22 protein-coding genes are annotated in these 22075 nt (G+C 53.2%); 8 read left to right on the top strand and 14 right to left on the bottom strand.

The genetic code is table 11. From position 1 onward, the window contains the following. Positions 1-8 precede the first annotated feature (8 nt). The 3 genes from QUD54_RS09220 to QUD54_RS09210 are packed head-to-tail and all read right to left on the bottom strand — an operon-like array spanning position 9 to position 2443. Positions 9-728 (bottom strand): GGDEF domain-containing protein, encoded by a 720-nt coding sequence (locus QUD54_RS09220; protein ID WP_286336438.1) that lies wholly within the window; start codon positions 726-728, stop codon positions 9-11. A 36-nt stretch (positions 729-764) separates the two neighbouring features. Beyond that, complete coding sequence (locus QUD54_RS09215) at positions 765-1652, bottom strand: DMT family transporter (RefSeq protein ID WP_406600562.1); 888 nt, start codon at positions 1650-1652, stop codon at positions 765-767. Between the two features lie 44 nt (positions 1653-1696). Beyond that, positions 1697-2443, bottom strand: a complete 747-nt coding sequence (locus tag QUD54_RS09210; protein WP_286336437.1) for a DUF3108 domain-containing protein — start codon at positions 2441-2443, stop codon at positions 1697-1699. 350 nt (positions 2444-2793) lie between these two features. Here QUD54_RS09210 and der point away from each other — a divergent pair, with 350 nt between their 5' ends. Beyond that, positions 2794-4185 carry a ribosome biogenesis GTPase Der gene (der, locus tag QUD54_RS09205; protein ID WP_286336436.1) on the top strand — a complete coding sequence of 464 codons (1392 nt, stop codon included), beginning with the start codon at positions 2794-2796 and terminating at the stop codon, positions 4183-4185. 200 nt (positions 4186-4385) lie between these two features. Here the strand turns inward: der and QUD54_RS09200 are convergent, their stop codons facing one another. Beyond that, the gene (locus QUD54_RS09200) at positions 4386-6086 is read right to left on the bottom strand and encodes a potassium channel family protein (protein WP_286336435.1); all 1701 of its coding nucleotides are present in this window, start codon (positions 6084-6086) and stop codon (positions 4386-4388) included. Between the two features lie 6 nt (positions 6087-6092). After that, on the bottom strand, positions 6093-6470 hold the full coding sequence (locus QUD54_RS09195; RefSeq protein WP_286336434.1) for a DUF6394 family protein: 378 nt from the start codon (positions 6468-6470) through the stop codon (positions 6093-6095). A 121-nt stretch (positions 6471-6591) separates the two neighbouring features. Between QUD54_RS09195 and trpS the strand changes: the two genes are divergently transcribed. From trpS to QUD54_RS09160, 7 genes are all read left to right on the top strand, one after another. After that, the gene (gene trpS / locus QUD54_RS09190; RefSeq protein ID WP_286336433.1) at positions 6592-7578 is read left to right on the top strand and encodes a tryptophan--tRNA ligase; all 987 of its coding nucleotides are present in this window, start codon (positions 6592-6594) and stop codon (positions 7576-7578) included. A 74-nt stretch (positions 7579-7652) separates the two neighbouring features. After that, the gene (locus QUD54_RS09185) at positions 7653-8003 is read left to right on the top strand and encodes a DUF190 domain-containing protein (protein WP_286336432.1); all 351 of its coding nucleotides are present in this window, start codon (positions 7653-7655) and stop codon (positions 8001-8003) included. Continuing rightward, entirely contained in the window at positions 8003-8383 is a 381-nt protein-coding gene (gene crcB, locus QUD54_RS09180; protein ID WP_286336431.1) for a fluoride efflux transporter CrcB, read from the top strand. Before QUD54_RS09185 ends, crcB begins: the two co-directional genes overlap by 1 nt. A 38-nt stretch (positions 8384-8421) precedes the next feature. After that, positions 8422-8643 carry a hypothetical protein gene (locus QUD54_RS09175; protein WP_286336430.1) on the top strand — a complete coding sequence of 74 codons (222 nt, stop codon included), beginning with the start codon at positions 8422-8424 and terminating at the stop codon, positions 8641-8643. Between the two features lie 90 nt (positions 8644-8733). Next, positions 8734-9555, top strand: coding sequence for a hypothetical protein (locus tag QUD54_RS09170; protein WP_286336429.1), 822 nt, complete (start codon positions 8734-8736; stop codon positions 9553-9555). 62 nt (positions 9556-9617) lie between these two features. Beyond that, positions 9618-10862, top strand: a complete 1245-nt coding sequence (gene serS, locus QUD54_RS09165) for a serine--tRNA ligase (protein ID WP_286336428.1) — start codon at positions 9618-9620, stop codon at positions 10860-10862. 9 nt (positions 10863-10871) lie between these two features. Continuing rightward, positions 10872-13193 (top strand): tetratricopeptide repeat protein, encoded by a 2322-nt coding sequence (locus QUD54_RS09160; protein WP_286336427.1) that lies wholly within the window; start codon positions 10872-10874, stop codon positions 13191-13193. Positions 13194-13358: 165 nt separating this feature from the next. Here QUD54_RS09160 and QUD54_RS09155 read toward each other — a convergent pair whose 3' ends face one another. The 9 genes from QUD54_RS09155 to QUD54_RS09115 all read right to left on the bottom strand — a co-directional run bounded on the left by QUD54_RS09155 (position 13359) and on the right by QUD54_RS09115 (position 22044). Then, a complete protein-coding gene (locus QUD54_RS09155; protein WP_286336426.1) occupies positions 13359-14912 on the bottom strand; it encodes a 2-isopropylmalate synthase in 1554 nt (517 codons plus the stop codon). A 243-nt stretch (positions 14913-15155) separates the two neighbouring features. Next, complete coding sequence (gene pssA, locus QUD54_RS09150) at positions 15156-15884, bottom strand: CDP-diacylglycerol--serine O-phosphatidyltransferase (protein WP_286336425.1); 729 nt, start codon at positions 15882-15884, stop codon at positions 15156-15158. Beyond that, positions 15884-16504 (bottom strand): phosphatidylserine decarboxylase, encoded by a 621-nt coding sequence (locus QUD54_RS09145; protein ID WP_286336424.1) that lies wholly within the window; start codon positions 16502-16504, stop codon positions 15884-15886. The genes pssA and QUD54_RS09145 overlap by 1 nt, the downstream gene beginning before the upstream one ends. Positions 16505-16506: 2 nt before the next feature. Then, positions 16507-18507 carry an ATP-dependent zinc metalloprotease FtsH gene (ftsH, locus tag QUD54_RS09140; RefSeq protein WP_286336423.1) on the bottom strand — a complete coding sequence of 667 codons (2001 nt, stop codon included), beginning with the start codon at positions 18505-18507 and terminating at the stop codon, positions 16507-16509. Positions 18508-18509: 2 nt separating this feature from the next. Beyond that, positions 18510-19340 (bottom strand): 50S ribosomal protein L11 methyltransferase, encoded by an 831-nt coding sequence (locus QUD54_RS09135; protein ID WP_286336422.1) that lies wholly within the window; start codon positions 19338-19340, stop codon positions 18510-18512. Beyond that, positions 19340-19717, bottom strand: a complete 378-nt coding sequence (locus QUD54_RS09130; protein WP_286336421.1) for a chemotaxis response regulator CheY — start codon at positions 19715-19717, stop codon at positions 19340-19342. The genes QUD54_RS09135 and QUD54_RS09130 overlap by 1 nt, the downstream gene beginning before the upstream one ends. Positions 19718-19805: 88 nt before the next feature. Next, positions 19806-20531 (bottom strand): 1-(5-phosphoribosyl)-5-[(5-phosphoribosylamino)methylideneamino]imidazole-4-carboxamide isomerase, encoded by a 726-nt coding sequence (gene hisA / locus QUD54_RS09125; protein WP_286338036.1) that lies wholly within the window; start codon positions 20529-20531, stop codon positions 19806-19808. Next, positions 20531-21142: an imidazole glycerol phosphate synthase subunit HisH gene (hisH, locus tag QUD54_RS09120; protein ID WP_286336420.1), complete on the bottom strand. Its 612-nt coding sequence runs from the start codon at positions 21140-21142 to the stop codon at positions 20531-20533. Before hisH ends, hisA begins: the two co-directional genes overlap by 1 nt. Next, positions 21142-22044 carry a PDC sensor domain-containing protein gene (locus QUD54_RS09115; protein WP_286336419.1) on the bottom strand — a complete coding sequence of 301 codons (903 nt, stop codon included), beginning with the start codon at positions 22042-22044 and terminating at the stop codon, positions 21142-21144. The genes hisH and QUD54_RS09115 overlap by 1 nt, the downstream gene beginning before the upstream one ends. Positions 22045-22075 lie beyond the last annotated feature (31 nt).

Raw genomic sequence — 22075 nt, 5'->3', positions numbered from 1 at the left:
CCCTTTTTCTAAAAAAGTTCTATTCGGTTTCCACCTCTTCTTTTCGCCGCTTCGAGCGCTTCGCCGGCACGTTTGAGCATATGATTGAGCTTCGCGACCTTGCCGTTGAACGAAACCACGCCCGACGAGAAAGGTATCTTGATCGTCGATTTTTCGATTTTTGGCGGAGCCTCCAGAATTCTGGCCTGAATACGCTGAATCACTTTTTTCGCATTTTTCGCGTCGCAGTCGGGAAGCAGCAGCGCGAATCTGTCATCGTCGAAACGGGCGACCAGGTCGCTGTCGCGTACCGTCTCTTTTAAAACGGTGGCGAAATGTTTCAGGACCTGATTGCCTGCATCGTATCCGTACTTTTCATTGATCTTTGCGAGTCTGTCGATATCCATCAAAATGAGGCCGGCCGGCCAGTTGTTGCGTTTGCACATACGTATCTGGGTTCCGGCCAGCTCCTTGAAAACCCTGTTTTTATAGAGAAGGGTCGTATCGTCAAGCAGTTTCTGTGCCTCTTTTTCTCTCTCCACCTGCTCCAGCTGTGCACTTTGCCGCAGCAATTTGAAAAAAAGAATCGAAAAGAGAAGCAGATAGAGCGTTCCCATGACAGAGATGGAGAGGTCCGAGGGTTCATCCTGCAAAAGCCACTGCACACCCACCAACCCCGCAGATGCCGCAACGGCCATAACAGATGCGAAGAGCGCGATCTTCCATTTCGCTTTATCGGGTTTCAACATAAAACTACTCTAACATATCTTTTCTTAAAAGGCACCTCATTTGCTTGCCACCGCAATGCCTGCGATCACGACGAAGGCGATGCCGACCCATGTCATCGGGTCGGGGAAAGGGTCGCCGATGAGAAGTCCCAGCGCAATGGAAAAGAGGATGTTGCTGTAACTGACGGCGCCGACGATACCGGCTTTGGTGACACCGTAAGCTTTGGTCATATAGAGCTGTGCCAGTGTCGCGAAAAGGCCCATCAGCACCACATAAAGCCAGGCGATGCCTCCCGGCATGACAAACTCCCCGAACACCATATCGAGTTCCGGCATCTTCACATAGGGCGTGATCGCCATCAACAACAGCGGACCGATCGTTCCGATACCCATAAACGAAAGGACGATCGCCCGGGTGTCGTAATAGCGTTTGAGTTCTCTGACCGCCGTATAGGCAAGCGCCGCTCCGACTCCGCTGAAGATACCGAGCCACGCCGTCTTGTCCAGCATCATGCCGCTCGGCTTCGCGATAAACACGATACCTGCAAATCCGATAAAAAGCGCAACCCACCCCTTCACTCCCATCTTTTCATGTAGAAAAAGCCAGGCGAAAAGTGCCGTGAAGATGGGGGAACTCTTCGAGTAGGTCATCGCATCTCCGAGCGGAATGTGTGCGATATTGTAAAAGAAAGCGAGCAGAGCCAGAAACCCCATAAGCCCACGGAAAAAGAGCAACCACGGTTTCCCGCCTCTGTGGCGCATCGGTTTTTTCAGAAGCGTCGCCGCAACGATGGCCACACCGAAAACGTTTCTGAAAAAGACAACTTCCAGCGATGGCATCGTGTGGCTCAGAAGCTTGGCGAAAACCCCCATGCAGGCAAACATCAGTGAGGCGAAAAGCATATACCGTACACCGGCGTCGAGCCGGTTGAAACGCTCCCGCAACCGTTATTTCCCAATCAACATCGAACGGTACATCGTACTCGACGTCACTTTTTGCTTTCGAAATGTATGAGTTTGCCCCGTATGTCGCCAAACATGACCACATCTTTGAGAAGCGCTTTTTTCACGACATTGTCGGAGCGCAGGGAGAGGTAGAGCTCACCGCCTTTGGAACCGAAAAGTTTCTGATAGACCGTCACTTTCAGATAGCAGGACGCTTCGCCAAGCGACGCTTTCATCTTCTCTTTCTGCTTTCCCGTAATCGTCTCTATCCTGACCTTTCCCGTCTTCTTTTCGGCACCGACGGCTTTGAGAAAACTGTCGAACGGTTTGGTACAGTCTCCGATGATCATCGGTGTGTTGAAGTAAAGAGAGAGGATGTCGTCGTTCGCGTAGTAGGGAAGCGTATCGTTCGATTCGCTTTCGAGCTTTCCGTCACGATACTTCTTTTCACGATAGGTGACGCGCTGGTACCCATGATCGAATCGATAGATTTTCACACGCCTTTTTCCCGAACGTTTGATATCTTTTCTGAAAACTTCCGGAATGAGGCGCCCGTTGAAAACCACCCCTTCGCTTTCATATATCTCGACACGGCCGCCGCTGAGAACTTTCGCCAAACCGGTCGCTTTGGCGACCATCTTTATTTTATAGCGTCCATTCTCTTTCGTGAGATAGGCATCGGAGACTCCCATTTTTCCGAAAATCCCATACTCCACTTTATAGGTCGCATGCATCGACTCCGCATAGATCGTCCCGATAAAAATCAACAACAGTACCACTGCTTTTTTCATAATTGCATCCTTTCGACAATTTAATCATATTTTCGATAAAATAGTATTAAATTACTGACGTTACGCACCATATGTCACCATCTGCGGCTTTAGCGTCATATAAGTGCAAGGCACGGTGGTGAGGTGTAGCCGAAGCTACACCGATACCGTCGTAACGCGGCAATCGTATGGCGATGATGCCGCCCCTGCGGGGTCGAACGAGAACAGACACACTGACTTCGTTGGAAAATTTCGAACGTAGCTTCGGCTACGCCCGAAGCTTTCCGCCTCGCATTGCATCTGTTCTCGTTCGACAGATGGTAACATATGGTGCGTAACGTCAGTAAAATTACCGTGTATTAAAGAGAGAGATGAAAAAAATAGCCATACTGGGTCAGCCCAATGTAGGAAAAAGTTCCCTGTTCAACCGTTTTGCACGGCGGCGCATCGCCATCACTTCCGATATGGCGGGGACGACACGGGACGTAAAAAAAGAGATAATCGACTTCGACGGAAAAGAGGCGGAGCTTCTGGATACCGGAGGAATCGACGATAGCAGCGAACTCTTCCGTCGTGTCAGGAACAAAGCGATCGAAGCGGCGAAAGCGGCCGACATCATTCTTTACATGGTCGACGGCAAAGCGTTGCCGGACGATCGGGACAAGGAGCTCTTCTACCGGCTTCAGCGGCTTGGCAAACCGATCGCACTGGTCGTCAACAAGATCGACAACGACAAAGAGGAAGAGCGTGCATGGGAGTTCGGTGAGTTCGGTGCCAACAACCTTTTCGCCATCTCCGTATCGCACAACCGCCGCGTCGGTCAGCTTATCGAGTGGGTCAAAAACCATCTCGACGAACCCGAAGCGGCCCTCCTGGATCTCGTGCCGGACGAAGCGGATGCCCTCGAGAACCTCATTGCACAGTTCGACGAGACGGGAACCTTGCAGGAAGAGGAGGATCTCAGCGAAATAGGCGTCGCGATCATCGGACGCACCAATGTCGGCAAAAGCTCGCTGCTCAATGCCCTGCTGGGCGAGGAGCGTGCCGTCGTCAGCGACGTAGCCGGCACGACGATCGACCCTGTCGACGAGAAGATGACGCTGGGCGACAAAACGGTCACCTTCGTCGATACGGCAGGTATCAGACGCCGCGGAAAGATCCAGGGGATCGAGCGTTACGCCCTCGGACGCACGCGGCAGATGCTCGAACGCGCCGACATCGCCCTGCTCGTCCTCGATGCGAGTGCACCGCTCAGCGAGCTGGACGAGAAGATCGCGGGGCTGGTGGACGAGTACAAGCTCGGATGCATCATCGTTCTCAACAAGTGGGATGAAGCGTTGGGGAGTTATGAAGAAATCGTCGACGAGCTGCGCTACCGCTTCAAATTCCTGAGCTGGGCACCCGTCATCACCGTTTCGGCCAAATCGAAAAAGCGGATCCACAAAATCAACGACATGATTTTGAAAGTGTTTGAAAACTACACCCGCCACATCCCGACGCGCGAACTCAACGAGGTCATCAAGCAGGCGACGATCAGACACCATATTCCAAGCCACAAGGGCAAACCCGTCAACATCCTTTTCGCGTCGCAGTACGCCATCAAACCGCCGAAAATCGCCCTCATCTCCAACCGCCCCAGGGGAATCCACTTCAGCTACATCCGCTACCTGACGAACCAACTCAGAGAAAACTTCGACCTCGAAGGCACGCCGGTCATCCTCATACCCAAACGGCGCGGGGAGAGGGAAGAAGAGAGTGAGTAGTGAGTAGTGAGTAGTGAGTAGTGAGTAGTGAGTAGTGAGTAGTGAGTAGTGAGTAGTGAGTAGTAGGCGAGCGGAGCTCGCCAGTGGTTGTCAAGGGTTTTCGTCAAGTTCTTGGATTAAAAACCGTTTTCAACACGCCAATACCGCTCGCGAAACGAACCCAATACATCAACCAATAACCGCAGGCTTTGCCCGCTGTTTTAAAAATCGAACGTCAATTTGCACGAAAGCGACAATTCGCACTCCTTCCCCTGCATGACATAGTAGAGTTCGTAAAGGTTCTCCATAATGTACCCCACATCTTCAAACGCCTCTTTCGTTCCGGCGATCAGCACTTCATCACCGATCTGAATGGGAAGCGACGGGTCTGGAAGGAGCATCTCCTCCCCGCCTCTGCGTACGTAAAGCACCAACAGCGGGTTCTCCCGTTTCCACTCCTCCCTGCTTCGATAGAGAATACTGTAGGGGATCTCCTCTCCCGACTCGCGTATATGGCGCACCAGGGCATAGGCATGATCCTCGTCGATGACCGTCTCCATCGTTTCAGGATTGTTATTGATGTACTCCTTCAGAAGGTCTACTACCTTCTCTCCCCACGCCTCTCCACGGTACTTCATGAGCCGGATGAAACGGTCGGCGAGCGGACGGGCGAGAATGTTGTAAGTCTTTTTGACCATCAGTGTCTCGATCATGATGACCCGGTCGATCTTCGCCGCTTTGAAGACGACGGTATCGTTGATATGGTTTTCACGCGCGACGGTATAGATTTCGGGGTTGATACGCTTGGCCGCCATGATGATGGAGAGGTTGAGCAGATCGTCTTTGGTCGCTGCGATGATGCACGACGCCTCCTGCACATCGGCTTTGAGCAGGATTTTTTTGTCGTCCGCATCGCCAACGATCACCTTTTCGCCCCGTTTTGCCTTGGCTGCCTTTTCCGGGCTCGCTTCGATGAAGATGTAGTCGATGCCGGCACGTTTGAGCCCGACTTCGAGTGCCTGTCCCATGCGGCCGTATCCGCAAACGATATATTTTCCCTCTTTCGGAAGCCTGTCTTTTTTTCTGAGCACTAGCGGATCGCCGTAAATCCACTGCTCGAGCATCAGCAGCGAAGGCGATTTGAGCGAAAGATAGATCCGCTTCGCGACGATTTTGAAAGGGTTTTCGACAATGTCGGCACCGATCGTCTTGAGGTTTTGCGCATACTCCTCTTCGGTCGCTTCGACGATGACGGTGACGTGCTTGTTCATCAGTTTCGCCGAAAGTGCGACATGGAGGTTCATGACATCGTCGTTGAAAAGTGAGACGACGGCGTGGCAGTTGTGTTTGTGGATGCCCGCCGTCTTGAAGACTTTCGGATCGCGGATGTCACCGACGAGAGCGGGCACTTCGATCGCATAATTTTCGAGGGCGAGCATTTTGATCTTCTCTTCGTTCTTTTCGATAACGACACTTCGTATTCCATCGAGTGTCAGACGGTCGATGATCGCTTTCGTCAACGAGTTGTATCCGACGAAGATGATGAAAGGTTCTTCCATCTTTTTGATCTTTCGCTGAAACTGTGCCAGAGCGATCTGCGCGGCGAGCACCTTGTCCTGCACCAAAGAGATGATCGAACCGATAGCGTAGAACCAGCCGATGACCGTCAGGTAGATACAGAAACCGACCCAAAGACGCTGCGGATAGGTAAATTCGTATGGCGCTTCCCCAAAGCCGATCGTCGTCGCCATATAGGAGACGAAGTAGAAAGCGTCGAAAAATGTCATATGGTACGGCTTTCCCTGATCGTCCACGCCGGGGATCAGCACCATACCGAGAATCGAGATGGAGAAGGTGACCACCAGCACGTACATTGGGGTACGCATCCGCTTGATGATCAGATAGAGCGAATTGTTCTGCAACGCCGGTTACCTCTTGGACTTGAGGACGTCTCCGGTAAAGAGGATCACCGAGACGATGTTCGCCAGCAGTGCGCCGCCCGAGAAGGAGATGATCGCGGTGACGGTTTCGACATTCATTCCCGTCACATACTCTCCGAGTGCCCAGATCGATGCCGCACCGATCAGCTGGATATCGGCGACGAGACTGGTTGCGAGCAGCACGGCGCCGAGCTGCGTCTTGTCTCCGAGTTTGTAGATCGTCGCAATCAGGTTGACGATGATGGCGGCGAAGAGCTCATAACGGTTGTGCTGCTCGAGCACCGTCGGATCTCCGTAGAAAAATCCGAAGTTGAGCGTCAATGCGAGGATGATAAAAAAGCCCGAAATGACTTTTTCGAGATTCATGAAGTTCCTTTGAAACGTATTGGCGCTATTTTACTCTATTAATGGAAAAAATCGGATAAATTTACCGCCGATCAATGCTTCATTGGCTATAATCTTCAAAATTTTTCTAAGGAATCTATCGATGCGAATCGTCAGCGGTATGCGCCCCACGGGCAAACTTCACCTCGGACACTATCTCGGTGTCCTGAAAAACTGGGTCAATCTTCAAGAAAGCAACGACTGCCACTTCTTCGTCGCCGACTGGCACGCCCTCTCGACCAGTTACGAGGACAAACTCAACCTCAGACTGCTCGGACGCGAACTCGTCAAAGACTGGATCGCCGCGGGGATCGACCCCGACAAATCGACTCTTTTCGTCCAGAGTGCCATCAAAGAGCACGCCGAACTCTACGTCCTTTTGAACATGATCACGCCGCTTGGATGGCTGGAGCGCAATCCGACCTACAAAGACCAGCTCGCACAGATGGAGCACAAAGAGATTCATACGGCGGGTTTCCTCACCTACCCCGTTTTGCAGGCGGCCGACATCATACTCTACCAGGCCGATATCGTGCCGATCGGCGAAGATCAGAAACCGCACCTGGAGATCACACGCGAAATCGTCCGCCGTTTCCATCACCTGTTCGGCTGCGAAGTCTTCAAAGAGCCCAAAGAGATGCTGACCGAAACCTCACGTCTTCCGGGGCTCGACGGACGCAAGATGAGCAAAAGCTACAACAACGCCATCTTCCTCTCCGACACACCAGAAGAGGTATGGCAGAAACTGCGCGGCGCCAAGACCGACCCGCAGCGCGTCCGTCGCAACGACCCGGGCAATCCCGACGTCTGTCTCGTCTTCGACTATCACAAAGCGCTCACCGAGGATGCCGTGGTTCAAAAGATCGACGCCGACTGCCGTGCCGGTGCCATCGGATGCGTCGACTGCAAAAAAATCTGTGCCCAGAGCATCGAACGTCTGCTCGAACCGATGCGCGAACGCCGTGCGAAACTCGACGACGCGAAGATCGACGCGATCGTCGAAAAGGGCAACGATGCAGCCCGCAAAGAGGCTGCACAGACGATGGAAAAAGCGAACGAAGCGGTGTTCGAAATAAGCTGTGACATTTGAGTGAGTAGTGAGTAGTGAGTAGTGAGTAGTGAAAGCTGACGGAAATCAGCTTAAATGGGAATGAGGGAGAATGAATGAAACGATTTCTTGGCAAGCGTAAACTGGTTCGCATCTTTATCAGCAGTGAAGAGAAATACGATGGCCAGCCCCTCTGGGAGTATCTTCTCAAAAAGGCGAAGGAGATGGAGATTTCCGGTGCCACGGTCATCAAGGGTGTGGCCGGTTTCGGTGCCCACTCCGAAATCATGGCCTTCAATGTCTGGTCACTCAGCCAAAAACTTCCTCTTATCGTCGAAATCGTCGATACGGAAGAGAAAATCACCAAATTTTTGCGGCTGGCGAACGACTGGATCGAAGAGGCGTTCGTGACGATGGGAGATGTGGAAGTGATTGCCTACAAACATCCCAAACATGGAAACCCGTGATGCAGTTCGCTCTTCTGGCAGCCGTGGGAACCGGCGGTTTTTTCGGCGCCATTCTTCGTTTTCTCATCAGCACGTGGCTGCAGAAACTCTCTCCGGTACTTTTCCCCGTCGGAACGCTTGGCGTCAATCTTCTGGGCAGTTTCATCATCGGCTTCATGGCGCTCTATTTCGAAAACGTCGTTTCACCTCATCAGAAAGCCTTCGTCATCACCGGGATGCTCGGCGCTTTGACGACTTTCTCCACCTTTTCGCTCGAAACCGTCACGATGCTGCAGGGCGGCCTGTGGGGACGGGCGTTCGCCAACGTTACCCTTAACGCGCTTTTATGTATCACGGCCACGATCGTGGGAATGATGCTCTTTAAGCGTCTTTACGGATAATTCCATAAAGAACGATATTTACCCAAGAAGGAGTCGAAATGTACACCATCGATATAGAAAAACGGTGCGGATGCGTCAAAAAAGATGAAAATCTCGTCCTTCCACAATCGTTCGACGACAGATCGGAAGCGGAGCTTGCCGCACTCAAACTGGTCAATCACATGAATGCCAACTACTGCAAAAAACACCGCTTCTACGTTACCGAAGAAGGCGAAACAGTGACCATCCGCGTCGAACTCTCATGCCCGCAGGAGATCTGAGCAATCTCTTAGTGCGTGTTAACAAAAATTTATGTAAAATGTTTTCAAAACAGCGGAGCCGTCTCCCACGGTTCTGCCCAAAGGAAACATATGAAAATTCTACTGGACGATTCGCTTCGCACCCGGCCAGTCGGTACCGCCATCGCCTACACATGGGCGGCCATGAGCGCAAGCTGGAAAAACACCTCCATCGTGGCCGCGTTGTTGCTGCTTCTTGCACTTCTCGAATTCGTTCCGTTGATCGGATGGTTCGCCTCGATCTTCCAGGGTATCTTGCTCTATGCGATCGCCTACTGGATCGTCGACAGACTCAGAGGTTCCGCCGCCGTCGAAAACTTCAAAACCGCCGTCGCACAGGGCGATCTCAAAGAGACACTCTTTGCATTCTTTTCGCCGGCGGCCGGCTACTATACCGGTTTCGTACTCTTCTCCGTCATCATGATGATCCTTTCCACCCTCATCTTCTGGCTGAGCGGAGGATTCGAAGCCTTCGCACTCATCGAACAGCAACAGACCATTCAGAACCCGACACCCGAACAGACCTACGAAATGTATATGCAGGTGTTGGGGTTGAGTACACCGACACTCCTTTTCTTTCTGATCACCTCTCTCTTTTTCAGCTATCTCTGGCCGCTGGTCTACGGTTATGCACTGCTTCAGCGCTCCTTCACGGATGCATTCAATGCCGTATTCATGTTTTTTTCGACGGCTTTCTGGAAAGCGGCCTTTACGGGAAGCTATTTCAAAACGGTCTCGCTCTGGATGCTTGTAAGCCTGGGAGTCGGCCTGTTGATGGGATTTTGCCTGATGACATTCGTATTGCTTCCGGTGGCAGTCCTTCTCATCCTGTGGCTCGTCTATTTCACCGCGATCGTCTCGGTCTCGACCTACAACATGAGCGACGATATCTGATCGTAAAGTAGTTTTGAGTAAAATAGTATTTATCACAACGAAATTACGAACGAAGGAAACAAATGGTCGATCTTCGGCAACTTGAAAGAGAATTCGATACCGTTTCCGCCGCTCTGAAACGGCGCGGTGTCGACGAGAAACTGCTGGAAAAGCTGAAAGTCCTCTTCGAAGAGAAAAAGGGTGTCCAAAAGAGGCTGGAAGCGGCACAGGCGGAACAGAACCGAAAGAGCAGACTCTTCGGGCAATACAAACGTGAAGGGAAAGATCTCTCCGAACTGCAAAAAGAGGTGAGCGAAAACAAAGAACGCATCGCGGCGCTGAACGAAGAGCTTCAGGCTCTCGAAGAGAAGCTCTTCGATCTGGCGGCGACGATCCCCAACATTCCCGATCCCGATGTCCCCGACGGCGAAGACGAAAACGACAATGTCGAGATCAAACGGGTACTGGAACCCAAAACGTTCGACTTCGAGCCCAAAGAGCACTGGGAGCTGGCCGAAGAGAATGGATGGATCGATTTCGAGCGCGGCGTCAAGATCGCCAAGAGCCGTTTCAGTGCCCTTCGATACGAAGGTGCCAGACTCGAGCGCGCACTCATCAACTACATGCTCGATTTCAACCGCGACCGCGGATTCGAAGAGGTCTACGTCCCTTTCATGGCCAACGCAGACTCGCTTTTCGGTACGGGGCAGCTTCCGAAATTCGCCGACGACCTCTTCAAGATCGAAGGAGAGGATCTCTACATGATCCCGACGGCGGAAGTACCGGTCACCAACCTCTTCCGCGACGAGATTTTGAGGCGTGAAGATCTGCCGCAGCGCCTGACCGCCTACACCCCATGTTTCAGAAAAGAGGCGGGCTCGGCCGGACGCGATACACGCGGAATGATCCGCCAGCACCAGTTCGACAAGGTGGAACTGGTCTGCATCGCGGCACCCGACCAGAGCGACGAAATCTTCGACGAGATGGTTGCCTGCGCCTCCGATCTGTTGGCCTCGCTCGGGCTGCCGCATCGCCAGATGCTGCTATGTGCCGGCGACATGGGCTTCAGTGCAGCCAAGACGATCGATCTGGAAGTGTGGCTCCCCGGACAGGGAAAATACCGCGAGATCAGCTCCATCTCCAACACCCGCGATTTTCAGGCGCGCCGCGCGAAAATCCGCTACAAAGAGGAGAAGAAAAATCGTCTGGTCCACACGCTCAACGGCTCCAGCCTCGCCGTCGGAAGAACACTGATCGCGATTATGGAAAACTACCAGCAGGCCGACGGCTCGATCATCGTCCCGGACGTTTTGAGACGCTACCTGTAAGGCGGAGGGATGGCTGAAGAAGAGGTGATCATTCTCGAAGAGGAGAGCGGCAAGCCTTCCGACGAGAACGAAACGGCGCAAGGCGGCGCGGAAGAAAGCGCACAGAAGAAACAGCGCAAAAAGGTGGTTCTCCTACTTGCCGGCATCGGCGGTGCGCTCCTTCTGCTTCTGATCGCCCTCATCGTCATTCTCGCCACAAAAAAGACGCCATCCAAAGAAACGGTCGACGCCGACCACCTCGCCCAAAAGATCAAATCCGCAGAGAAGATCAAACCCCTCGCCACACCGTCGCAGCTTGAGCAGATGATTCAAAAAGCCAATATCCTCTATGCGCGCGGCAACAAGAAAGAGGCACTCAATCTCTTCGAACAGATCGCTACCTTCAGCGCTTCGATCTCCAACTACAACCTCGGTGTCGCACAGATGCGGCAGGAGCGCTACGAAGAGGCGATCGGCTCGTTCAAAAAAGCGATCCAAAACGGTGAAAACCGATGTATCAGCGCCATCAACGCCGCAGCCTGCGCACTCCATCTCAAAGACAAAAAACGGTTCGAATACTACCTTCAGATGGCGGAAGCCTACCTCCCGGACAGTTACAACTCTTCACTCTACAGCTATCTTTACGCCCTGGTGAACTACTACAAAGGAAACTATTTCGAGATTTTGAGTGCCGTCGCCCATCCCACCGCCAAAAGCTATAACAAAGAGCTCGGGCATCTCGGAGCCATCGGCTACGCCGTCTTCGACAGGCCGCTCAAGGCGATCGACCTGATGGAACGCGGTGCCACGCCGCAGGACTATCTGATACTCGGGCAGATGTATGCCCATATCGGAGATTATCCTCTCGCCGTCCAGTATCTCAAGCGTGCCGTGGAGGAGTCGGATCTGCCGCTGAAGAGCCGCAAAGCCCTGGCACTCGTGGAGTTGAAAAACCAAATGCCCCGGCATACGGCCGATCTTCTGAGCGAACTGAAAAACGATTTCAAAGGCAAGGGCCTCGATATCTATCCGGTCAAAACGAAACTCTCACCCGCCGTCTACGACATCCATGCCGCCCAGAGACGTTACTCGGCCAATGCGATCCTGGTCCCTCCAAACGCTTTCAGGCTCCTTTTCGAGTTTGCACCCTTCAAGGTCTTCAATGCCGCACAGACCATCAACTACATCAAGAAAGGGAACGCTTCGATCTACGTCGACGAAGAGAAAGAGGCGACGAAATACCTCTCGCGCAGCTCCAGCATCTCCCATGTCAATCTGCTTATCTCCAAGGCGATCAAGGCGGCGATCGACCACCATCTCAGAGAGGCCAACGCGATTTTGCAAAAGGCACTCGAACGATACCCGAACCATTCGATCCTACACTACAACCTTGGACTCACCTACGCACAGATCGGAAACTTCTCCAAAGCCCATGAACATTTCCTGCGAAGCTACCATCTCGACTCCGGCAACTATCTTTCCGCCATCTTCGCTCTGATGTGCGAAAAGCTCACCGGCAGACCGATTCCCCAGGTCGAGCAGTTCGTCAGTGACGATCTGGCGCAGTTCACCCAGCCCGATACGCTTCAGCGTTTCTATCGGGCCCTCTTCTATTTCTATCGCGGGAACCTCTCCGCCGCATCGAAGTGGGAAGGGGTAAAACACGACAACCGTCCTATCTACCTTCTTCTGGACATTCTCGTCAATGCCAACCAGGGAAGGTGGGAAGAGGCCCAAAAAGGTGCCGGAAAACTGCGTGACCGGATGCGTAGAGACGTTTTGGCCAATCTTCTCTATCTGCATATCCGGGACAGGGAACTCGACGTCAAGCGCTTCAGCGTCAATGCACAGCGCTACCTGAAAGAGCATCCGCTCGATCTCGATGCCGTCTATTACGGCAGTGCTTTTACACGGGAGAACTACATCGCGCTGCGTTTTATCACCGGGACACTCTACCCTTTCAAAAAGAGGCTGGAGCGAAAACTTCTGGAGGAGATGAAAGACCCTGCCGGCATTGTCGAATCACTCGCACTCTGCGACATCTATCTCAAATCTTACGAAGAGGCCTATGTCCTTTTCAACCAGCTTGTAGACAAGTACAACCACGAAGACAGCAGGACCCTCTTTCTGGCTGCCGTCGCATCGGTCGGTGCAGGCCATACGGCCAGCGCCTCGGCACTGCTCGAACTGGCCAAACTGACCGATCCCAACAACCTCGAAAGCCGCTACGCCCTCGGGCTGCTCTATCTGGAACAGAAAAACTACGAAGCGGCGATCATTCAGTTCGGGAAGATCCCGAACGGGACATTCCAATCGGAATATTTCGATTTTGATATAGTTTCCGGGAGATAGGAAGGTGAAAGGGTGGGATCGCCGCTATCGCGGCTGGTGAGAGGGCGAGAAGGGAGAGAAGCTATTTAGTATTGAAAACTCGGTTCTAACCTTCTAACCTTCTAACCTTCTAACCTTCTAACCTTCTAACCTTCTAACCTTCTAACCTTCTAACCTTCTAACCTTCTAAACACCTTCGCAGCTGTCGATCTGGCAGTTGGAAGGAATCATCGAAAGATAGCTGTTCAATGCGCCGATGTAGGCTTTGGCACTTGCGAGCATCGTATCGATACTGAGGCCGTGGCCGATAACGGCGCTGTTGTTTTCATCGAACTGGACATTGACGACCACTTTCGCCAGGGCATCTTTTCCCTGGCTTACGGCCTCTACCCGATAATCCAAAAGCCGGCCTGAGTGGCCGCTGATACGGTCGATCGTCTTGAAGATCGCGTCGATCGTTCCATCGCCTATGCCTGCATCGGTAATCTCTTCTCCGTCATGGCGGATCGTCACTGCCGCACTCGGCACACCGGCGGAGCAGTCGGCGATCTGAAGCCCTACGAGTTCGTACGCCTGCGGAATGTTCGTAATCTCGTTGGCGATCAGCATACGGATGTCGTCATCGAATATCTCCTTTTTCTTGTCGGCGAGGAGCTTGAAACGCTCGAACGCTTTGTTCAAGTCTTCGGGAGAAAGGTCGAATCCAAGTGCTTCGAGACGCTCTTTGAAAGCGTGGCGGCCGGAGTGCTTGCCCAGTACGATACGGTTGGTCTCGAGCCCGATATCTTCGGCATGCATAATCTCATAGGTCTCCTGGCATTTGAGCACACCGTCTTGATGGATACCGCTTTCATGCGCAAAAGCGTTTTTGCCCACGATCGCCTTGTTCGGCTGTGGTTCGATGCCGGTAATCGCCGCAACCAGACGGCTGGTCGGGTAGATCTCTTTCGTGTTGATGCCGGTCTCGATTCCCTCGAAGACATCGGCACGGGTTTTCATCGCCATCACGACCTCTTCGAGCGCCGCGTTGCCCGCACGCTCGCCAAGGCCGTTGATCGTACACTCCACCTGCCTCGCACCGTTCATCACTGAAAAGAGTGAGTTGGCGACGGCGAGGCCGAGATCGTTGTGGCAGTGGACCGATATGATCGCCCGTTCACCCACATGGCCGTGAAGCTCTTCAATGATCGCTCCCATCTCCTGAGGCAGACGGTAACCGACCGTATCGGGAATGTTGAGCGTCGTTGCACCCGCCTCGATGACGGCATCGAGGATCTCTTTCAAAAAGGGCATCTCGCTTCGCCCGGCGTCTTCACAGCTGAACTCGACGTCATCGGTAAAGGTCTTTGCGAGTTTGACAGCCGCGACGGCACGGCGGATCACCTCTTCCGGACTCATCTTGAGCTTGTGCTCCATATGTATGGGACTGGTCGCGATAAATGTATGGATCCGTTTGTGTTTCGCATCGGCGAGCGATTCACCCGCCTGGATGATGTCACGGTCCACGGCACGGGCGAGCGAGCAGACGGTGCTTTTGTCCACCACTTCGCAGATACGTCGTATCGCATCGAAATCCCCGGGACTCGCCGCGGCGAAACCGGCTTCGATCACATCGACGCCGAGACGCTGAAGCTGCGTCGCGATCTTGATCTTCTCTTCCGTATTCATCGAAGCGCCGGGGCTCTGTTCTCCGTCACGCAATGTCGTATCGAATATATAAACGCGTTTGTCGTTTTTCATTTCTGTAATCCTTCGTCGTTGTTGTAAAAAAAAGCGGAAACTCTGTCTGAATAATTGTTGAGTGGTTTAGAAGAACAGGAATAGGAGTCTGTTTTTGATCTCGATTTTCGGCAAATGTTTGATCGCCTTGATACGGCCTGTATCGGTTCCGGGCATAACATCTCCTTCTTTTTGTTGATAAAAGTATACCATATATCGGAACGTCGGAATTGAAAATAAATTATTAATCGATAATTTTTCTTTTCAAGTTTTCGGGGATATTCTCTTCTTCGTCATCATCGTATGGATTGTGCGTCCAACACCCCAAAGAATGTAGAGCGATATGATGATCGTGAACCCTTCTACAGGATAGAGGTACATCAACGACGCCAGTGATATCATCAAAATCAGTGTTTTGGTGACCATCGGCTTTTTCAGATTGAGTTTTTTGAAACTGGGATAGCGGATATTGCTCACCATCAGAAGCGATACGAGCAGCATGCCCGAAAGCAAGAGCCAACCAAATCCATGAAGTGTCTCGTAGCGTTCGAACATCAGCACCCATACGGAAACGAAAGTCGCGGCGGTGGGGATGGGAACGCCGATGAAAACCGTCGGATCGGTATCGAGGCTCATGACATTGAAGCGGGCGAGACGCACGGCTCCGAAGATGATGTAAAGCGCCATCACCAGTACGCCGAAACGTCCGTAATCCTCTCCGGCATAAAAATAGACCAGCAGCGCGGGGGCCACGCCAAATGCGACGATATCGGCAAGCGAATCGAACTCGACACCGAATTTGCTGGTGGTGTGGGTCAGGCGGGCGACCCGCCCGTCCAGACCGTCGAAGAGAAGAGAGAGAAAGATGAGCCATACCGCTTTTTCGAACTGGCCGTGCGCAGCGGAGACCATCGAGATGACGGCGGTAAAGATAGAGGCGGCGGTAAAAAGGTTCGGCAGAATGTAGATGAACTGGAAATTCCGGTTTCCCATTATCTATTATCGCGTCCAAGGACCGAATAGCCACCGAGAACTCTGTCGCCCGGCAAAGCCTCGATTTTGACGGATGCCGGAACTTTCACTTCGACCAACCCCTCCGTCAGGAGTGCCTGCACCTCCGCGACCTTGGCCGCTCCCTTCTTGGCGTAAAGAGGCAGGGCGTATGAAAAAAAGCCGCACCGCATGGATATTTCGACACGCCGCCCCTCCCAGTCGTAACGGATGACGCCATGCTCATTCAATACTTTCGCTTTCTCTTCGTCGACACCGAGAAACATACCATGCACGGTTTCGCATTCCGTCACTTCGCCCGAAACCGGGGCTCGAACCACACTGACATCCCACAGCGACTTTCGGATGGTAACGACCGTTTCACTCTTTTTCGTCTCGACGGTTTCGATCGTGCCGTCCACGGGAGAGATGAGCGCTTTCGAAGAGATGTCGAAAGGGTTCCGCTCGGGAAGATAGAAAAGAAACGCGACATAGGCACTGATTCCGATCAACAGAAGATTGAACAGCACTTCATCGCTGAAGACGAGAACGACCAGTGTCGCCCCCCATACCGGAAGGATGGTACGCCATCCATTTGCAAGGAAGGTGCCGTTGGCCCCCATCGTCACTCCTTCTCTGTCTCGGAGCCGGAATTTTCCGCCTCTTCGCTCTTTTTCTCTTCGCTTTTCAGGTCACCCTCTTCCTCTTCGACGAGCTTCGTCTTGATACCATGCTTTTTCTCGAAATTGCGGATGATTTCGCGAACCTTTTTCCCTTCGATCGTCTCGGCTTTGAAGAGCTCTTCGACGATCTCCTCGATCGCTTCGCTGTACTCTTTGAGCCGTGTGACGACATGCTTGTAGCGTTCGCCCAGGAAGTTACGGATGAACGCATCCATCTCTTCCGCCGTCTTTTCACTGTAGTCTTTCTGGCTCATGCCGCCGCCGAGGAACATGTTGGTCTGCTTCTCGAGGACCATCAGTCCGGCGACGTCACTCATACCGTAGAGCCCGACCATCGCCTTGACGATGTCGGTGGCCCGCTCGAGATCGTTGCTCGCACCCGTCGAAATCTCCTTGATGAAAACCTCTTCGGCCGCGCGGCCTCCGAGCAACGTGTCGATCTCCGCGACCAACTCGTGCTTCTGCATCAGGTATTTGTTCTCTTCCGGCGTGTTGAGCGTATAGCCCAGTGCCGCGAGCCCCCGTGGAATGATAGAGACTTTCGAAACCTTCTTGGCACCCGGTGTCGTCTCGGCGATCAGCGCATGGCCGCTTTCGTGATAGGCGACGATACGCTTCTCTTTCGGAGCGATGCGGCGAGACTTCTTCTCGAGGCCCGCGATGGCACGCTCGACCGCTTCGAGGAAATCCTCCTGCTCGACCTGATCTTTGTTCTTTCGCCCCGCGAGCAGCGCCGCTTCGTTGACGATGTTGGCGAGATCCGCACCTGCCAGGCCCGCGGTCAGACGCGCTATCTCTTCGAGATCGACATTCGGCGCCATTTTGATATGTTTGACATGCACCTTCAAAATCTTGACCCGCCCTTCGAAATCGGGCTTGTCGACCAGAACCTGCCGGTCGAAACGGCCCGGGCGAAGAAGCGCCGGGTCGAGAACTTCCGGACGGTTGGTCGCCGCAAGGACGATGATCGGCGTGTCGGAACTGAAGCCGTCCATTTCGGCGAGCAGCTGGTTGAGCGTCTGTTCACGTTCATCGTTTCCGCCGATCTGGCCAGCCGCCGCACGGCTCTTTCCGATCGCGTCGATCTCGTCGATGAAGATAATGGCCGGTGCCTCTTTTTTTGCCTGTTCGAAAAGGTCGCGCACGCGCGCCGCGCCGACACCGACGAACATTTCGATGAAACTCGAACCGCTGACGGAGAAGAAGGGGACGTTCGCTTCGCCCGCCACCGCTTTGGCCAGCAGCGTCTTACCCGTTCCCGGAGGGCCTACGAGAAGAACCCCTTTGGGGATCTTCGCACCGAGGCGGATGTAGCGTTCCGGGTATTTGAGGAACTCGACGATCTCCTTGACCTCCTCTTTCGCCTCCTCGACACCGGCGACATCGTCGAACTTGACATTCGGTTTCTCGGAATTGACGAGCTTTTTCGCGCTTCCCATTCCCAGAATGCCGCCGCCCATGTTCTTCTGCATCCGGCTCGCCAGGAACATCCAGATCCCGAAGAAGATCAGGATCGGAAGTACCCAGCCGAAAAGTACCTCGCCCAGCCAGTTGTTTTCGCTATAACCGCTGTACTCCACACCCATCTGATCCAGCAGAGGAATGAGCGTACTGTCTTCGCCCACTTTTTTGGCGATGTAGAGTGTTTTGTAGCCCCCCTCGCTGGCCATCGCCTTGATCGTCGTCTGTCCAATCGAAACGAATTTGATCTTTCCCTCTTTGATCATCTTTTTCAGATCGCTGTAGGGGATCGTCTTGGTCTGTGTCACGGGAGCGGTTCCCATCGCATTGGGATTCTGTGCACCGAACTGCCCCTCCTGCGTGCCGATGAAACTCTTGAAGAGCACGATGATCAGCAGCGAAAAGATCGCGAAAGTCAAAAGAGGGTTTCTGTTGAAAAAATTTTGATCGTTCGGATCTTTTTTTGGATTGTTATCCGCCATTGCTATCCTTCTTTTCTGTAAATTTTTGTAAGCCACTCGTTGTTGGCGATCGTCTCTTGAAGCTCAAGATCGCTGAATGCTTCGTCGATCAGCGCCTCCTTTGTATCCAGTATCCCCGAAAGGATCAATAACCCGCCCGGTTTAGTGCGCTTTTTTAAGTCTTTGGCAATCATCCGAAGTACATCCGCCACGATATTGGCGACCACCACATCGTAGCTTTTGTCGGTCCCGGGTGCGGAGCCTTCCCATATCTCGTTGACACACTGGTTGTTGAGCCCGAAATTTTTTTGCGCATTCTCCACCGCCAGTGGATCGGTATCGCACGCATCCACCTTTGCGCCCAGCATTGCCGCCGCGATCCCGAGTATTCCGCTGCCGCATCCAACATCCAGCAGCGTATCGTTCTCTTTGACGCGTTCACCGATCGCCTTGAGGCAGCTCGAAGTCGTCTCATGGTGGCCCGACCCGAATGCCAGTGCCGGATCGATCATGATGTTTCGCTTGCCCTCTTTCGGTGCCTCCCAGCTCGGATAGACGTAAAAATCGCCCACTTCGACCGGTTTTATCGCTTCACGGTATCTGGCGATCCAGTCGACGTTCTCTTTCGTTTCGATCGATGTATCGACATGCACCGGTTCGCCGAGATTTTCGCTCAGCGCCTCGGCGAAGGCTTTCGCTCCCCATGCGATCTCCTCGAGTGGCTCTTCCGAACGAAGGATGAGTGCATCCTCCGTGATCTCGATCGTTTCGGGGAAGAGTGTTTGAAGAAAATCGAGGAAGAGCTCGAGATGGTTCGACGGCCTTACCGTCAGTTCGCTGTAGGTATCTTTCATCAGTCGCTAATGCCGAGTACCGCTTCGAGTTTTTCTTTGAGTACCTGCGGTGTAAAGGGTTTGACGATGTAGTTGTTCACACCCGCTTTGAGCGCCGTGATGACTTCCGCCTTGCCGCCTTCCGTGGTAACCATGATGATCGGAATATCTTCGAATGCACTGTCGGAGCGCACTTTTTTGACAAGCTCCAGGCCATTCATGTTCGGCATGTTCCAGTCGGTGATGAGCACGCCGATCTCATCCTTGTGCCGCTGCATGACTTCCCATGCTTCAACGCCGTCGGCAGCCTCGAGAAGATCTTTGTATCCCAGTCGATTCAGCGTGTTTTTAATGATCCGCCGCATTGTCGAACTGTCGTCAACCACCATAATTTTCAATATCGGTCCTTTATAGGGTTTGATTGTGCCTATTTTATCGTTTGCACTATTTAACGTAGTTTAAGAGCAACGGCAATGACCTGCCCCGCTAGCGGCCGGCAGCTTCCCGGACTCTCTCGAACGCTTTGCGCAGATCCAGCGTCCCTTCGTAGAACGCTTTCCCCACGATGACACCCGCCACTTTTCCGGTCGCGTGCAGCGCTTCGATATCGCCCAGATCTTTCACGCCGCCGCTCGCGATCGTATCGATCCCGCTGGCCTCGGCGATGCTTACGGTAAAATCGACATTTACACCCGAAAGTGTACCGTCGCGCCCCACATCGGTACAGATAATCGCCTCCACACCGCAGTCGGCGAAGGCTCTTGCCAGGTCGGTCGCTTTCATCCGGCTCACTTCCGCCCATCCTTCTACGGCGACATAGCCGTCGATCGCATCGATACCGACGGCGATCGGGTATTTCGCCGCCATCGCTTTGACGAAAGCGGGGTCTTTGACAGCGATAGAACCCAGAATCAGTCGGTCGATACCGAGGTCGATATAACGCCTGATCGTCTCTTCGTCACGGATACCCCCACCGAGTTCCATCTTCAGGTTGCAGTTTTTCCGAATCTTCTCGATCTGTTCGAGATTTTTCGGCTCTCCCGCGAAAGCTCCGTTGAGATCGACCAGATGCAACCACTTCGACCCCATCTCCTCGAATGTTTTCGCCAACTGCCACGGCTCGTCGCTGTAGATTTTCGCGCTCTCCATCAACCCTTTGGTAAGGCGCACGGCCTTCCCGTCTTTGAGATCGATCGCCGGTAATATTTCCATCATAGCTCCACGAAGTTTTTTAAAATTTTCAATCCGTTGTCGTGCGACTTCTCGGGATGCGGCTGAATGCCGAAAACGTTGCCGTTTTGCACGGCACTCACGAATTCGTACCCGTACCATGTCCTGCCGATGGCATACTCATCGGCCGTGACGGCGTGGTAGGAGTGGACGAAATAGAGATAGAACGCTTTTGGAAGGTCTTTGAAAAGCGGAGTCTCCTTCTGTACGAAAAGCTCGTTCCACCCCATATGCGGAATCTTGTGGGGCGTCTGGAAAAGGTTGGGGTCGAACGGTACGACTTCGCCGGGGATCAGGCCGAGCCCTTCGTGTTCGCCGAACTCCAGGCTTTTGGAAAAGAGAAGCTGCATTCCCAAACAGATTCCGAGCATCGGCCTGCCGCTTTCGGCGAACCGTTTCACCGCATCGTCCATCCCGTTTTTTCGCAGATGCTCCATCGCGTCGCCGAACGCTCCGACGCCGGGAAGCAGCACTTTGTCGTACCGCTTGACACGATCGGGGTCCGAAACCACCTCCGACTCCGCCCCGATCTTCGCCAGCGCATTGCGCACACTGGCGAGATTGCCCATGTTGTAGTCTATAATCGCAACCATCAATCCACTTCTTTCCCTATGCTACGCAGATAATAGGCAAGGCCGACCAGAAGCATCGTGACACCGCCGATCAGGTAGACCGCGTAGACCAGTTTTTCGGGGTCGATTATAGCGAATTTAAAGACCAGCATCAACGCCTCGATCGCCAGGGCGATGATGATGGAGCCGAGAAAGCGTACCATCGTCTTGTGGATTTCGTTGTGCTCGGCCTTTCTGTGCTGTCCGAGTACCTCCTCTTCGAAAATCGCCTTGACCAGATCGAAGATCGCCAGTGAAAGCGTCAAAAGAATCGTCGCTTCGAACATCTCTTTGATGTCGATGTTCCATATGTTGAAATTGGCCGTGAAAAAGCTCTTGACCCCATTGATGAAGAGGATCACAGCGACGGCAAAGAGCGCGAGGGAAAATGCGCTATAGCTGAAACGGGAGAAGCGTCCGAACAGCGTCTCCCCCGAGGCCGGATGAACCATGTGAAGTAATTTCTCCAGCGGAATGTCGATCGCGACGACGTACTTGAGCTGCCCTTTGTCGTTATAGACGGGATAGGCCGCCGTCACGACCAGAATCCCCCCGATCTTCGAAGGGTAAGGGTCGGTCAAAATACAGCGCTTCTCCCGCACTGCCCTGTAGTAATAGGCACGGTCGGCACGATTCTCCCCTTCACCCGTGCGGTACTTCGGCGTCTTGCTGATATTCGCGATGATCTGCCGCCCCATCGCGTCGAGCACGTAGAGCGTATCGATCTCTTTGACCTCTTTTTTGATCTTTTTCAAAGCCTGTACGATCGTATCGAGATTCACTTCCGGCGTTCGATTCGGAATGTTTCTCGAAAGTAGATAACACAGATAGGCCCGTGCTTTCGTCCGAATTTCGGAAAACTGCTGAATCTCTTTGATGACCATGCTTTCTCCTTGGCGGTTGAAAGCTCTATTT

It is taken from the genome of Hydrogenimonas cancrithermarum, from assembly GCF_030296055.1.
In the GTDB taxonomy this organism is placed as follows: Bacteria; Campylobacterota; Campylobacteria; order Campylobacterales; family Hydrogenimonadaceae; genus Hydrogenimonas; species Hydrogenimonas cancrithermarum.
Note: the sequence above shows the minus strand (reverse complement) of the source record. Positions and strands in the feature narration are given on the sequence as shown.

What these genes read in the sequence shown, in the direction of transcription:
- QUD54_RS09115 (WP_286336419.1), bottom strand. Translation starts at nt 22,044, where the DNA reads ATGGTCATCAAAGAGATTCAGCAGTTTTCCGAAATTCGGACGAAAGCA.
- hisA (WP_286338036.1), bottom strand. Translation starts at nt 20,531, where the DNA reads ATGGAAATATTACCGGCGATCGATCTCAAAGACGGGAAGGCCGTGCGC.
- der (WP_286336436.1), top strand. Translation starts at nt 2,794, where the DNA reads ATGAAAAAAATAGCCATACTGGGTCAGCCCAATGTAGGAAAAAGTTCC.
- QUD54_RS09145 (WP_286336424.1), bottom strand. Translation starts at nt 16,504, where the DNA reads ATGGGGGCCAACGGCACCTTCCTTGCAAATGGATGGCGTACCATCCTT.
- hisH (WP_286336420.1), bottom strand. Translation starts at nt 21,142, where the DNA reads ATGGTTGCGATTATAGACTACAACATGGGCAATCTCGCCAGTGTGCGC.
- serS (WP_286336428.1), top strand. Translation starts at nt 9,618, where the DNA reads ATGGTCGATCTTCGGCAACTTGAAAGAGAATTCGATACCGTTTCCGCC.
- QUD54_RS09170 (WP_286336429.1), top strand. Translation starts at nt 8,734, where the DNA reads ATGAAAATTCTACTGGACGATTCGCTTCGCACCCGGCCAGTCGGTACC.
- QUD54_RS09185 (WP_286336432.1), top strand. Translation starts at nt 7,653, where the DNA reads ATGAAACGATTTCTTGGCAAGCGTAAACTGGTTCGCATCTTTATCAGC.
- QUD54_RS09160 (WP_286336427.1), top strand. Translation starts at nt 10,872, where the DNA reads ATGGCTGAAGAAGAGGTGATCATTCTCGAAGAGGAGAGCGGCAAGCCT.
- QUD54_RS09195 (WP_286336434.1), bottom strand. Translation starts at nt 6,470, where the DNA reads ATGAATCTCGAAAAAGTCATTTCGGGCTTTTTTATCATCCTCGCATTG.
- pssA (WP_286336425.1), bottom strand. Translation starts at nt 15,884, where the DNA reads ATGGGAAACCGGAATTTCCAGTTCATCTACATTCTGCCGAACCTTTTT.
- QUD54_RS09210 (WP_286336437.1), bottom strand. Translation starts at nt 2,443, where the DNA reads ATGAAAAAAGCAGTGGTACTGTTGTTGATTTTTATCGGGACGATCTAT.
- crcB (WP_286336431.1), top strand. Translation starts at nt 8,003, where the DNA reads ATGCAGTTCGCTCTTCTGGCAGCCGTGGGAACCGGCGGTTTTTTCGGC.
- QUD54_RS09135 (WP_286336422.1), bottom strand. Translation starts at nt 19,340, where the DNA reads ATGAAAGATACCTACAGCGAACTGACGGTAAGGCCGTCGAACCATCTC.
- QUD54_RS09155 (WP_286336426.1), bottom strand. Translation starts at nt 14,912, where the DNA reads ATGAAAAACGACAAACGCGTTTATATATTCGATACGACATTGCGTGAC.
- trpS (WP_286336433.1), top strand. Translation starts at nt 6,592, where the DNA reads ATGCGAATCGTCAGCGGTATGCGCCCCACGGGCAAACTTCACCTCGGA.
- ftsH (WP_286336423.1), bottom strand. Translation starts at nt 18,507, where the DNA reads ATGGCGGATAACAATCCAAAAAAAGATCCGAACGATCAAAATTTTTTC.
- QUD54_RS09220 (WP_286336438.1), bottom strand. Translation starts at nt 728, where the DNA reads ATGTTGAAACCCGATAAAGCGAAATGGAAGATCGCGCTCTTCGCATCT.
- QUD54_RS09175 (WP_286336430.1), top strand. Translation starts at nt 8,422, where the DNA reads ATGTACACCATCGATATAGAAAAACGGTGCGGATGCGTCAAAAAAGAT.